Origin of the sequence: Curtobacterium sp. MCBA15_008 (assembly GCF_001865065.1) — a bacterium.
Taxonomy (GTDB): Bacteria; Actinomycetota; Actinomycetes; order Actinomycetales; family Microbacteriaceae; genus Curtobacterium.
The window spans coordinates 82,961-95,603 of sequence record NZ_MJGN01000013.1; the positions used below are offsets into that span (position 1 = coordinate 82,961).

Here is a 12,643-nt window from a genome sequence, read left to right on the forward strand (position 1 = left end):
AGAAGAACCCGCCGACCCCGGTGACCCGCTCCATGACGCCGAGTGTGCCACGGCCGCGCTCAGCCGTCCCGCCTAGCATCGTGAGGATGCCCTCCTCCGCGCTGCCCTCGCCGACCACCACCACGACCGGCACCGAGCGCGACGGCTTCATCAGCGTCCGCGGCGCGCGCGAGCACAACCTCCGCGGAGTCGACGTGGACGTCCCCCGCGACCGCATCGTCGCGTTCACCGGCGTCTCCGGATCGGGCAAGACCTCGCTCGCGTTCGGCACGGTCTTCGCCGAGGCGCAGCGGCGCTTCCTCGAGTCCGTCGCCCCGTACGCCCGACGACTCATCGCCCAGGGCTCGACACCGCACGTCGACTCGATCACGGGGCTGCCGCCCGCGGTCGCACTGGAGCAACGCCGTGGTGCCTCGAGCACCCGATCGACGGTCGGCACACTGACGACGCTGTCGAACTCGATGCGGATGCTCTTCTCGCGCGCCGGCACGTACCCGGACGGCGCGGACCGTCTGGAGTCCGACTCGTTCTCGCCGAACACCGTCGCCGGCGCGTGTCCACGCTGCCACGGCCTCGGCACCGCGCACGAGGTCACCGAGGCGTCCGCCGTGCACGACGACTCCCTGAGCATCCGCGACGGCGCGATCACCGCGTGGCCGGGTGCCTGGCAGGGGAAGAACCTCCGCGACGTGACGGCCGTGCTCGGGTACGACATCGAGCGACCCTGGCGGGAACTCCCCCGCGCGGACCGCGACTGGCTGCTGTTCACCGAGGAGCAGCCCGTCGTCGAGGTCCACCCCAAGCGTGACCGCGTGGCCAAGCCGTACAAGGGACGCTTCTGGAGCGCCCGGCAGTTCATCTTGCACACGCTCGCCGACTCCCAGAGCGAGACGCAGCGTGCGAAGGCGCTGCGGTTCGTCGAATCCGGCCCGTGCGGGCTGTGCCACGGCACCGGTCTCACCCGGGCAGCGCTCGCCGTGACCGTCGGCGGACGCACCATCGCCGAGCTCAACGGACTCGCCCTGACGGCGCTCGCCGACGTGCTGCGCCCGATCGCGGCGATCACCGACGCCGGCCCCGCGACCTCCCGGGCGTCGTCGGGCGAGCACACCGAGGTCGCCGTGGCGATCTCCCGCGACCTGCTCACGCGCGTCGAGGTGCTCACCGGCCTCGGACTCGGGTACCTCTCACTCGACCGGGCGACCCCGACGCTCTCCCCCGGTGAGACCCAGCGCCTGCGGATCGCGACGCAGCTCCGGTCCGGGCTGTTCGGCGTCGTCTACGTGCTCGACGAGCCGAGCGCCGGCCTGCACCCGGCGGACGCCGAATCGCTCATGGAGGTGCTGCAGGACCTGCGCGCCGGCGGCAACAGCGTCTTCGTCGTCGAGCACGACATGCGCATCGTGCGGCAGGCGGACTGGATCGTGGACGTCGGTCCGGGCGCCGGCGCGGGTGGTGGGACCGTCCTGTACAGCGGCCCGGTCGACGGGCTGGCCGACGTCGAGGCCTCCGTCACCCGGCGGTTCCTCACCCCCGATGCCGGTCCCGTCGAACCGCGCACCCCGCGGAAGCCGGTCGGCACGCTCGAGCTCCGGGACGTCACCCGCCACAACCTCCGTGGGCTCGACGTCGACGTGCCGCTCGGGGTCCTCACCGCGGTGACGGGCGTCAGCGGCTCGGGCAAGTCCTCACTCGTCGGCGGGGTCCTGCCCGCGGTGGCGGCGGACCACCCGCTCGTCGACCGCGTCGTGCAGGTCGACCAGAAGCCGATCGGTCGGACGCCCCGATCGAACCTCGCCACCTACACCGGGCTGTTCGACGCCGTGCGCGCGGCGTTCGCGGCGACCGACGAGGCCCGCGCCCGTGGTTGGACCGCCGGACGCTTCTCCTTCAACGTCGCGGGTGGTCGGTGCGAGGTCTGCCAGGGCGAGGGCTCCGTGTCCGTCGAGCTCCTGTTCCTGCCCGGCAGCTGGGCACCGTGCCCGGAGTGCCACGGGTCGCGGTACACGGCCGAGACGCTCGAGGTGCGGTGGAACGGCGCGACGATCGCCGACGTGCTCGGGATGACGGTCGACGAGGCGGCTCCGTTCCTCGCCGCGATCCCGGCCGCCGGTCGCGCGCTGGACGTCCTCCGCCAGGTCGGGCTCGGGTACCTCCGGCTCGGGCAGCCTGCTCCCGAGCTGTCGGGCGGCGAGGCCCAGCGCATCAAGCTCGCGACGGAGCTGCAGCGCGCACGCTCGGGCCACACGCTCTACCTGCTCGACGAACCGACGACCGGCCTGCACCCGGCGGACGTCGAACTCCTCACCGAGCAGCTCGCCCGACTCACCGATGCGGGCAACACGGTCGTGGTCGTGGAACACGCGATGGACGTCGTCGCGAAGGCCGACCACGTCATCGACATGGGCCCGGGCGGCGGCGACGCCGGCGGCAACGTGGTCGCGGCCGGCTCTCCCGCCGACGTCGCCGCGTCGTCCGCGAGCCGGACCGCACCGTTCCTGCGGGAGGAACTGCAGCACGCGTGAGCGCCGACCGGCCACCTGCAGGAGGATGGCGGCGGGACGGCGCACACCGCGCCTCCCGGCCGACCTGAAGGACCACGCATGCACTCCACGCCCCTGACCGGATCCGTCGCCCTGGTGACCGCTGCCTCCCGTGGGATCGGACGGGCGATCGCCCTCGACCTGGCCGCGCACGGCGCGGAGGTCGCCCTCGGGGTGCGCGACCCGGAGGGCGCGACCGCGCTGGCCGACGAGATCCGCGCACTCGGACGGCGGGTGACGACGGTCCGGATGGACGTGACCGACCTCGCCGCCTGCCGTCGGGCGATCGACGCCGTGGTCGACGAGCTGGGGACCATCGACGTGCTGGTGAACAACGCCGGCGGCGGGATCGTTGAGGACGCCCTCGACGTGACCGAGGAGCACTTCGACGCGGTGTGGGCCCTCACCACGAAGTCGACGTTCTTCGTCTCCCAGCACGTCGCGAAGCACATGCGGAACGCCGGCGGCGGGTCGATCGTGAACATCGCCTCGCAGGCGGGGCTCGTCGCGCTGCCCGGCGAGTCGGTGTACTGCACGAGCAAGGCGGCCGTGATCCACCTGACCAAGTGCCTGGCCGTCGAGTGGGGGCAGTACGGCATCCGGGTGAACGCGGTCGCGCCGACCTTCATCGAGACGGACGGCACCGAACCGGCACTGTCGGACGAGGCCTTCCGGCAGGACACCGTCGAGCGCATCGCTGCGCTGCACCGCATCGGGCAGCCGGAAGAGGTGGCTGCGGCCGTCACGTTCCTGGCGGGTGGGGGCGCATCGCTCATCACGGGGACGGCCCTGCCGATCGACGGCGGGTGGACGGCGCGCTGACGGCGGTGCGCCGGGCGGCGGTCGGGCCGCGGCGGGCGGTGCGGCGGCGCGCTGCACGGCGCGGCACGGCACGGCGTGCGGCTGGATCGGCCGCGGCCGGCCGTCAGCCCACCACCCCAGGTCGGGTCGCATCGCGAGTCGACGCAGCGACGTACGATCGACGAGACCTCGAATCGTCAGCGAAGACGGAGACCGGCATGACCCGCACCACCCCCACCGCCAGCGACGACGCCGGCACCGCACGCACGACCCGGGCCACCGCCTCCGTCGCCGCGATCGTCGCCGAGTCCGCCGCGCGGTACCCGGACGACGTCGCCGTCATCGTCGGCGACCAGCGCACCACCTACGCCGAGCTGTGGGCCCAGACCCTCGCGTACGCCGGCGCCCTGCGCGAGAAGGGCATCGCTGAGGGGTCTCGGGTCGCGATGCTCGTGCCGAACGTGGCCGACTTCCCCCGTGTCTACTACGCCGTCCTCGCGCTCGGCGGTGTCGCCGTGCCGGTGCACGCGCTGCTCAAGCGGCGCGAGATCGAGTACGTGCTGCGGGACAGCGGGGCAGCCCTGCTCGTCTGCGCTGCGCCGTTGCTGGCCGAGGGTGCCGCAGGCGCCGCACTGGCCGGCGTCGAGACCGTGACGGTGCTCGCACCAGCGAACGCCGAGCCCGGCGCCGAGACCGGCACCGCGTCCGGCACGGCGTCCGGCGGCGCGCCCGGCGCGGCTGCTGCGCCCGACGCGGCCGCAGCGCCCGATCGGCTGGAGGCCCTCGCCGCGACGGCCGAGCCCCTCGACACCTACGTCCCGCGTGACCCGTTCGACACCGCGACGATCCTCTACACGAGCGGCACCACGGGCAAGCCCAAGGGTGCCGAGGGGTCACACTTCGCCCTGCTCGAGCAGGCGAACACGAACCTGATGTCCACGTTCGACATGCGACGGGGCGACGTCCTGCTCGGCGCGCTCCCGCTGTTCCACACGTTCGGACAGACCTGCACGATGAACACCGGGTTCCGAGCCGGCGCGACGATCGTCATGCTGCCGAAGTTCGACGGCGACGCAGCACTCGCCGCGATGGTCGAGCACGAGTGCGGGATCTTCATGGGCGTCCCGACGATGTACATGGGGCTCCTCGACGCCGCGACCCGCACGGACGCGCGCCCGACGCTCCGCTACGCGATCTCCGGCGGCGCCTCGCTGCCCCTCGCGGTGCTCGAGCGGTTCCAAACCGTGTTCGACGCCCCGATCCACGAGGGCTACGGCCTGACCGAGACCTCCCCCGTCGCCACCTTCAACCACGTCGGTCGACCGCCGCGACCCGGCACGATCGGCACACCGATCTGGGGCGTGGACGTCGAGATCGCCGATCCCGCGGTCCCCGACGCGATCGAGCTGCTGCCGCACGGCGAGATCGGTGAGCTCGTCATCCGCGGGCACAACCTGATGAACGGCTACTTGGACCGGCCGGAGGACACCGCGGCCGCGATCGTCGACGGCTGGTTCCGGACCGGCGACCTCGGCACGAAGGACGACGACGGGTACCTCACGATCGTCGACCGCACGAAGGACATGATCATCCGGAACGGCTACAACGTGTACCCGCGGCAGGTCGAGGAAGTGCTCGCCACGCACCCGGACGTCGCCATGGCCGCGGTGTTCGGCGTCCCGCACGAGCTGCACGGTCAGGAGATCGAGGCCGCCGTCGTCCTGCGTGCCGACGCCACTGTCACCCCCGACGAGCTGGTGACCTACGTGTCGGACGAGATCGCCGCGTACAAGTACCCGCGGGTCGTGCACGTCGTCGACGCGTTGCCCCTGGGACCGAGCGGCAAGGTGCTGAAGCGGGACCTCGTCGAGCGGTTCAGCGCAGCGGTGGCGGCGCCCGCGGCGTCCTGACGCGACCGGACACGCCGCGACGGGACGACGGCGCCGCCCGCGCTCAGCTACCCGGCGCCTCCGCCGTGAGGACCTCGAGCAGCTCCGACAACCGCGCCCGCTCCCCCGCGTCCAGCGGCGCGAAGAGCTCCTGCAGGACGCGGCCCGCCACGGCGTGCCCGTCGGCCAGTGCGGCACGACCGGCGTCGGTCAGCGCGTGCTCGATCCGCCGCCCGCGCCCGGCGGTCCGCTCGACCAGCCCGCGGTCGACCAGCCGCGCCGCCAGCGTGCCGAACGACTGGTCGCTCTGGAACGTGGCCACGGCGAGGTCGTGCCCGGAGGCGCCCGGCGTGCGGTCGATCGCGCGGAGGGCGTCCCACTGCACGAGGCTGACGCCGACGTCCTTCAGTGCGGCGTCCATCGTCCGGTGGTTCCGGTACTGCGCCCGCTTCACCGCCTGCCCGAGTGCTTCGAGATCCGTCGTCATGGTGCTACCGTATCAACAGCCGTATATAAGCGTGTTGAGATCAGAGAAGGAATGTCCATGACCACCACCATCCCCGTCCTCCAGGCCGGCGACCCCGCCGCCCGCCCCGTACTCGTCCTGCACGGCGGCGGCGGACCGCGCACCGTCGCCCCGATCGTCGGCCACCTCGGCGCGACGCGGTTCGCCACCGCGCCGACCCACCCCGGGTGGGACGGCACCGAGCGACCGGACTCGATCGCGTCCGTCGCCGACCTCGCCCACGCGTACCTCGACGCGCTCGTGGAGCGCGACGAACAGGACGTGGTCGTCGTCGGGTCCTCCATCGGCGGCTGGATCGCCCTCGAGATGGCCGTGCAGTCCACCACCGACGAGCGGTACGCCGGACGACTCGGTGCCGTGGTCGTGATCGACGGCGTCGGTGCCGTCGTCGAGGGGCAGCCGGTCGCCGACTTCTTCGCCCTCGACGCCCGCGGCCTCGCCGAGGCCGCCTGGCACGACCCGGAGCGCGGCTACCAGGACCCCGCGGCCTCCACCGACGAGCAGCGCGCGGCCCAGCAGGCGAACGGGCGCACCATGGCCGCGATCGCCGGCACCATGAGCGACCCGACTCTCCTCGGCCGCCTCGGCGCCGTGCAGGTACCGACCCTGGTGGTCTGGGGCGCCAGCGACCGGATCGTCACGCCCGCGTACGGTCGCGCGGTCGCCGCCGCCGTGCCCGGCGCGGAGTTCGCCGAGGTCGCTGCCGCCGGGCACCTGCCCCACCTCGAGGCACCCGAGGCGACCTGGGCCGTCATCGACCCGTTCGTCGCGGCGCACTGACCGCGAGACCGACCCACGGCCGGGAATCAGTCGTCGGCGGGTGCCCCGAGCGCCTCGCGGAGGAGCCGCAGCGCCTTCGGCCCGACCCCGTGCAGGTCGGCCAGCGCGTCCGTCCCCACACGTCGGACGTCGTCCAGCGTGCGCACCCCCGCCGCCTCCAGCGCGCGCTTCGCCGGCGCTCCGACAGCGGGGAGATCGTTGCTCACAGGGCCAACCTACGGGGCTGCACCGGGTGTGGAGCCCACCGGGTGACGGACTGGAGGCACGGTGCCAGCCCGCACCGCGCCTCCAGTCCCGGCACCGCCGAACGACGGGCTCCCGCCCCGTGCACGTGGGATCAGCCGCGCAGGGACGCCGCACGGTCCTCGACGAAGCCGTCCACGCTGTCCGCGAGCGCGGCCCCGTCAGTACCCACGACGGTCACGGTCGCGAGCAGGTTGCCGACCACGCGGACCCGCACCGCCATCTCGGTCGCAGCACCACCGCTGTCGCTGATCGACTCGTGCAACGACAGTTCATCCGGCTCCGCCCGGACGTCGTCGACCACGAACTCGGTCACCCCCGCCTGCGTGTCCTCCATCGTGAACGCCGAGCAGGAGCCGACGGCGTCGACCAGGCTGGCGAAGTGCGCCGACGCCTCGTCCGCGGTGCGGAACACCCGCACGGCCTCCACCGCCGAGGTCTCGCCGCTCCGGGTCTCGGGCGTGAGCCCGACGGAGAGCAGCGGATCCGTGATCGTCCCGTCGGCAGCGGACGCGTACCAGAGACCGTTGACGATCCCGCACGCCGAGGGGGTCGCCGACTGCGCGAGGTGCGCGTCGGACACAGCCGATCCGACGGTGTCGAGGGCGAACGGCGCGAGCGGATCGACACGGGCACCGGCTGCGGCCTGCGTGGCGTCGTCGGGAAGGAGGGCCCTGGCCTGCCCCGCGCTGTAGGCGACGGCGGGCGCGGTGGGTTCGGTCGACGTCGGTCCGACGGACGGACGCGCGGGCGTCGACACGGCCGGCTGCGCGGGAGCAGACGCGGTACAGGCGCACAGCGCGAGCGCGCCGCCGGCGAGCAGTACGACTGCGACGAGGGAGCGGAGCATGATCAGGTCCTTCCGGCGAACGCCTGCCCGCGGACGACGGGTGGACCACAGCATCACCCAGCGAGGGTCACTTCCGCTACGGACGAGACGACGGACTGGAGGCGCGGTGCCAGCCCGCACCGCGCCTCCAGTCCGTCCGGGGTCTGGTTCAGAAGCGTCGCGCCGCGACGTCCGCGCGTCTGAACCCGGCGGGGCTCAGCTCCGCGCCGAGAACGTCGCCCGCCCGACGACCGTGAGCCCGAGGGCGACGACCCCGAGGACCGCCATGAACACGCCGAGCACCAACCCTCCCGAGACCCCGAGGAGCACGGCCCCGACCAGACCCGCGGCGAAGATCGCCAGGTTGAACGCCACCGGCAGGAACGCGTTCGCGAGGTCCGCCTGGGCTCCGCCGGCGATCGACAGCGCGCTCTGCAACTGCGGCGACGCACCGCCGAAGGAGAGCCCCCACAGCCCCGCCGCGAGCAGGACCGCGACCGGCGACGCGTGGTCCACCACGAGGACCCCGGCGGCGACGACGAACGCCACGATGCTCGCCTGCAGGAGCAGTCGTGGGTGGCGGTCGACGACGAGTGCGGTGACGACGACACCACCGATCGACGCGATCCCGTAGACGAGGAGCACGAGGTCCGGGGTGAGCCCGCTGCCGCCGTCGCGGAGGAACGGCGCGATGTACGTGTAGACGGTGTTGTGGCCGAGCATCCAGACCACGATCACCAGGAGCACGATCGGGATGCCCCGCAGCCGCAACACCCGGCGCAACGGCAGCCGGGCCGTCCGCGGGAGACCGCTCAACCCGGGGACGACCGCCGCGATGACGACGATGAGGACGACGCCGAGGAAGGACAGACCGGCGAAGGACCACCGCCAGTCGAGGACCGCGCCGACCCAGGCACCGAGCGGCGTCCCGAGCGCGAACCCGACCGGAGCACCGGTGGCGACCACCGCGAGCGCCAGCCCACCGCGGTCCGGCGGACTGATCCGCCGCCCGTACGCCGCCAGCATCCCCCAGAGCACCCCGGTGAACGCGCCGCCGACGAACCGGGACACCAGCGACAGGACCACGTCGGACGACACGGCCGTCACCCCGTTCGCCAGGACCAACCCGGCGAGCGCCGCGAGCAACAGCGGCTTCCGACGGAGCCCCTGGGTGTACGTGATGGCGGGCACGGTGACGAGGACGGTGCCGAGTGCCCAGACGCCGATGAACTGCCCGACCACCGCTTCGCCGGTACCGAGGTCGTGTGCGATCACCGGCAGCAGTCCGGCGGGCATGGTCTCTGCCGACAGCAGGACGAACCCGATGGCGGCGAGTGCGGTGAGCGGGAGCCACGGCATCCGTCGGCGCGGTGCCGGGACGGTGGCCGAGGAGGCTGTCGCGGGGGTGGAGGTCGTCAACGGGGCCCTTCGCTGGTGTCGGACCTCCATCGAAGGCGACGTCCTCGCGGCGTGCCAGGTGCTGCGGACCCGGGTTCTGCCGGAACCCCCGTCGCGGGGGTGCGAGGTGACCGCCTGGAGGCGCGACTCGCGTCGTCGACGCAGGTCGCGCCTCCAGGCGGTCACCGCTGGAACCCGTCAGCGCTGGATCAGCGCTGGTTCCCGTCAGCGCCGGGCAGGTCGGCGACCGGATGTCCAGGACGCGACGAGTCCGAGACCCCGGAGTCGACCGTTCGGTAGCGTCGCCGGAGCTACTCCGTGGACCCTAGCCACGGATGCCCGACCCCCTGTTACCGGGCTGGCCTCGTCCTGACCACCGCGTCGACCCGACGGCGTCGTAGCGCGAGGGCGTCCACACGGAACCCGAACCTGCGGTGGACGCCCTCGCAACCCTGGCAGGGTGGGTGGGTGCACACCACTCTCGACTCAGCGAACGACGTCGTCACCGGCATCCGGTTCCCCGAGGGCAACCGATGGCACGGCGGGCGGCTCTGGTACTCGGACATGCACACCGGTGAGGTGTTCTCGATCGATCCCGCGTCGGATGCGGGTCCCCGTCTCGAGGCCACGGTCGCGGGGCAGTCGTCCGGTCTCGGGTGGCTCTCGGACGGTCGGCTCGTGGTCAGTGCGATGGAGTCGCGCACGGTCGTGGCCGTCCGACCTGACGGGACGACCGAGGTGTTCGCCGACCTGTCCGGCATCGAGACGTCGCTGCTCAACGACCTGGTCGTCGACGAGGTGACGGGCCGGACGTACATCGGGGCGTTCGGGTACGACCTCTACGGCGGCGAGGAGCTCCGGCCGGGCCCGCTGTACGTGATCGATCAGGACGGCTCCGCTCGGCTCGCCGCCGAGGGGCTGGTGTTCCCGAACAGTGCGAATGTGCTGCCCGGCACACGGACCCTGGTGGTGAGCGAGACCTGGGGTGGTCGTCTGACCGCGTTCGACATCGGTGCGGACGGTTCGCTCGCGGGTCGCCGGATGTGGGCGGCCCTGCCGGAGGGTGTGACCCCGGACGGCAGCACGGTGGACGCCGAGGGTGCGATCTGGGTGTGCTCGGTGGACACCGGCGAGTTCCTCCGGGTCGTCGAGGGCGGCGAGGTGACGGACCGCGTCGACGCGCCGGGGCGGTGCGCGATCGACTGCGCACTCGGCGGAGACGACGGGCGGACGCTCTACCTGGCGACGGCGGACAGCTACGACCCGGCCACCACGGCGCGGACGCACGCCGGGCGGATCAGCGCGGTCCGCGTCGCCGTGCCGGGGACGACCCGCTGAGCGTCGGCGCTACTGCCCGGAGGTGTGGCGCTCGAGGGCCTCGAGCCCGGTGCGGCACCGTGCGACGTACTCCTCGTACAGATCGGGTCGATGCTCGCGTGCCCATCGTGTGACGTCGAGCAGGTGCAGCGCCGTCATCGACGCGAGGCGCCGGTGGTCCGCTGCCGTGGTCAGTCCGGCCGCTGCTGCGAACTCGTCGTGGTCCTGCCGCGCCACGGTCCCGTCGACGAACGTCCACTCGAAGACCCGGCGTGCGTCGGTCCAGGGCGTCGGGCCGGTCTCGGCGGCGCCCCAGTCGATGAGGACGGGTGGGTGGTCGGGGCCCCGGGAGACGAGGTTGCGCGGGGCGAGGTCGCCGTGGGCCAGGCCGAAGGCGAACTCCTCCGCCGTCAGCGGCTCGAGCAGTGCGCGCATGCCCTCGGGTGACGCGTACGCGCCGTCGCGGTGGATCGGGTCGTGCGGGCCGAGGGCCTCGAGGTTGTACGCGAGGTGCGCCGTCCAGGCGTGTGCGAGGTCCGCGCCGAACCGGGAGTACAGCGACAGCGGTGCGTCGTCGAGCGGGATCGCGGCGACGGCGCGGGCGTAGGACCCGAGCCACCGCCAGGGGCGCTCGACGGCCCCGGGGTGCGGAGCGACGTACTCCGACAGCGCGTACGGGACCCCGCCCTCGACGCCGTGCGCGATCGGGGTGGCGACCGGGATCCCGAGGCGGCTGGCTTCCGTGGCCGCCCACGCCTCGACCGGGAACTCGTCGGCGCGCAGCGGATCGACGGCGAACCGGAGCACGACCGGGGAGCCGTCCGTGCGGTCCACCCGGTACGTGTGGTTGACCGAGCCTCCGGTGAGCCGTTGCACCCGATCGGGCGCTCCGCTGACCGATGCGAGGACCGTGCGGAACCACGCCTGCTCGACCACCGCGTCCGTTCCCCCTGCCACGTGTCCATCATGCCGGTGCCCCAGCGAGGACCGGTGCTATGTTTGCCCGCACAACAAATCGTCGACGACGTCGTCGACGACGTCGGAGGGCTTGCGATGACGCACGGACCAGAACACCGCTTCGGCGAGGCGACCCTGACGGTCGTCGACGCGGCGGGCACCCCGTTGCCGGAGACCGAGCTGGTGGTCGAGCAGACGCGGCACGCGTTCGGGTTCGGGAACATCGGCTTCGACTTCGTCGACCTCGCCGACGGTGCGGGCGACGCCGGCACCGAGCACCTCGCCGACCTGTACACCGACGTCTTCAACACGGCCACGCTGCCGTTCTACTGGGGACGGTTCGAAGCAAGACGGGGCGAACCCGACACCAGGCGGCTCCGCACCACGGCCGAGTGGTTCCGCGACCGGGGCATCGCACTGAAGGGGCACCCGCTGGTGTGGCACACGGTGCAGCCCGACTGGTTGCTCGGGTTGCCGTCCGACGAGGTCGAGGAACTCCAGCGACAGCGCATCCGCCGCGAGGTCGGCGGGTTCGCCGGCGTGATCGACACCTGGGACGCGATCAACGAGGTCGTGATCATGCCGGTGTTCGACAACGGCGACAACGCGATCACCCCGCTCGCCCGAGCCCGCGGCCGGATCCCGATGGTCCGGATGGCCTTCGACGAAGCCCGGGCGGCGAACCCGCACGCCACGCTCCTGCTCAACGACTTCGACTTGTCGAGCGCGTACGAGTGCCTGATCGAGGGCGTCCTCGAGGCCGGCGTGCACCTCGACGCCATCGGCCTGCAGACCCACATGCACCAGGGCTACTGGGGCGAGGAGACCATGCTGGCCATGGTCGACCGGTTCGCGCGCTACGGGCTGCCCCTCCACCTGACCGAGACCTCGCTCGTGTCGGGTGATCTGATGCCGGCGCACATCGTCGACCTCAACGACCACCAGGTGCCGTCGTGGCCGTCCACGCCCGAGGGCGAGGCGCGGCAAGCCGACGACGTCGAACGGCACTACCGCAGCCTCGTCGGACACCCGGCGGTCGAGGCGATCACGTACTGGGGCATCACCGACGCCGGAGCGTGGCTCGGTGCGCCGATCGGGCTCGTCCGGGCCGACGGCACCCCGAAGCCGTCGTACGACGCCCTCCGTCGGCTGGTCAAGGAGGAGTGGTGGCTCGGCCCGACCACCGTGCGCACCGACGGACACGGGCAGGTACGGGTGCGCGGGTTCCGCGGCGACTACCGGGCCGAGGTCGGTGGGACGGCCACGGCGTTCGTGGTGGACGACGACGCCGCCGCGGTGCAGATCGTCGTGTGACGGGCGCCGCGGCGGTCGAGGTGCTTCGAGCGCCGCGGCGGTCTGG

At 72.8% G+C, this 12,643-nt stretch carries 11 protein-coding genes; 6 read left to right on the top strand and 5 right to left on the bottom strand.

Annotated elements, in window-relative coordinates:
* Positions 1 to 86: 86 nt before the first annotated feature.
* From BIU96_RS07265 to BIU96_RS07275, 3 genes are all read left to right on the top strand, one after another.
* Positions 87 to 2,525: an excinuclease ABC subunit UvrA gene (locus BIU96_RS07265; protein WP_071291944.1), complete on the top strand. Its 2,439-nt coding sequence runs from the start codon at positions 87 to 89 to the stop codon at positions 2,523 to 2,525.
* Between the two features lie 78 nt (positions 2,526 to 2,603).
* A complete protein-coding gene (locus tag BIU96_RS07270; RefSeq protein WP_071291945.1) occupies positions 2,604 to 3,365 on the top strand; it encodes an SDR family NAD(P)-dependent oxidoreductase in 762 nt (253 codons plus the stop codon).
* A gap of 197 nt (positions 3,366 to 3,562) precedes the next feature.
* Positions 3,563 to 5,254 (top strand): long-chain fatty acid--CoA ligase, encoded by a 1,692-nt coding sequence (locus BIU96_RS07275; protein WP_071291973.1) that lies wholly within the window; start codon positions 3,563 to 3,565, stop codon positions 5,252 to 5,254.
* 43 nt (positions 5,255 to 5,297) lie between these two features.
* On the opposite strand, the gene BIU96_RS07280 is transcribed toward BIU96_RS07275, so the two are convergent.
* Positions 5,298 to 5,720, bottom strand: coding sequence for a MarR family winged helix-turn-helix transcriptional regulator (locus BIU96_RS07280; protein ID WP_071291946.1), 423 nt, complete (start codon positions 5,718 to 5,720; stop codon positions 5,298 to 5,300).
* Between the two features lie 57 nt (positions 5,721 to 5,777).
* Between BIU96_RS07280 and BIU96_RS07285 the strand changes: the two genes are divergently transcribed.
* On the top strand, positions 5,778 to 6,539 hold the full coding sequence (locus tag BIU96_RS07285; protein ID WP_083402724.1) for an alpha/beta fold hydrolase: 762 nt from the start codon (positions 5,778 to 5,780) through the stop codon (positions 6,537 to 6,539).
* Positions 6,540 to 6,565: 26 nt separating this feature from the next.
* On the opposite strand, the gene BIU96_RS07290 is transcribed toward BIU96_RS07285, so the two are convergent.
* From BIU96_RS07290 to BIU96_RS07300, 3 genes are all read right to left on the bottom strand, one after another.
* Positions 6,566 to 6,745 (bottom strand): helix-hairpin-helix domain-containing protein, encoded by a 180-nt coding sequence (locus BIU96_RS07290; RefSeq protein WP_071291948.1) that lies wholly within the window; start codon positions 6,743 to 6,745, stop codon positions 6,566 to 6,568.
* 131 nt (positions 6,746 to 6,876) lie between these two features.
* Entirely contained in the window at positions 6,877 to 7,632 is a 756-nt protein-coding gene (locus BIU96_RS07295) for a sensor domain-containing protein (RefSeq protein WP_071291949.1), read from the bottom strand.
* Positions 7,633 to 7,827: 195 nt separating this feature from the next.
* The gene (locus tag BIU96_RS07300; RefSeq protein ID WP_254786018.1) at positions 7,828 to 9,030 is read right to left on the bottom strand and encodes an MFS transporter; all 1,203 of its coding nucleotides are present in this window, start codon (positions 9,028 to 9,030) and stop codon (positions 7,828 to 7,830) included.
* A gap of 447 nt (positions 9,031 to 9,477) precedes the next feature.
* Here BIU96_RS07300 and BIU96_RS07305 point away from each other — a divergent pair, with 447 nt between their 5' ends.
* Positions 9,478 to 10,347 carry an SMP-30/gluconolactonase/LRE family protein gene (locus tag BIU96_RS07305; RefSeq protein ID WP_071291951.1) on the top strand — a complete coding sequence of 290 codons (870 nt, stop codon included), beginning with the start codon at positions 9,478 to 9,480 and terminating at the stop codon, positions 10,345 to 10,347.
* Positions 10,348 to 10,356: 9 nt separating this feature from the next.
* On the opposite strand, the gene BIU96_RS07310 is transcribed toward BIU96_RS07305, so the two are convergent.
* A complete protein-coding gene (locus tag BIU96_RS07310; protein ID WP_175477482.1) occupies positions 10,357 to 11,283 on the bottom strand; it encodes a phosphotransferase family protein in 927 nt (308 codons plus the stop codon).
* A gap of 96 nt (positions 11,284 to 11,379) precedes the next feature.
* On the opposite strand from BIU96_RS07310, the gene BIU96_RS07315 reads away from it, so the two are divergent.
* Positions 11,380 to 12,597, top strand: a complete 1,218-nt coding sequence (locus BIU96_RS07315) for an endo-1,4-beta-xylanase (protein ID WP_071291953.1) — start codon at positions 11,380 to 11,382, stop codon at positions 12,595 to 12,597.
* Positions 12,598 to 12,643: the final 46 nt, after the last annotated feature.

Coding starts and splice junctions, on each gene's coding strand:
- BIU96_RS07265 (WP_071291944.1), top strand. CDS start 87: ATGCCCTCCTCCGCGCTGCCCTCGCCGACCACCACCACGACCGGCACC.
- BIU96_RS07270 (WP_071291945.1), top strand. CDS start 2,604: ATGCACTCCACGCCCCTGACCGGATCCGTCGCCCTGGTGACCGCTGCC.
- BIU96_RS07275 (WP_071291973.1), top strand. CDS start 3,563: ATGACCCGCACCACCCCCACCGCCAGCGACGACGCCGGCACCGCACGC.
- BIU96_RS07280 (WP_071291946.1), bottom strand. CDS start 5,720: ATGACGACGGATCTCGAAGCACTCGGGCAGGCGGTGAAGCGGGCGCAG.
- BIU96_RS07285 (WP_083402724.1), top strand. CDS start 5,778: ATGACCACCACCATCCCCGTCCTCCAGGCCGGCGACCCCGCCGCCCGC.
- BIU96_RS07295 (WP_071291949.1), bottom strand. CDS start 7,632: ATGCTCCGCTCCCTCGTCGCAGTCGTACTGCTCGCCGGCGGCGCGCTC.
- BIU96_RS07315 (WP_071291953.1), top strand. CDS start 11,380: ATGACGCACGGACCAGAACACCGCTTCGGCGAGGCGACCCTGACGGTC.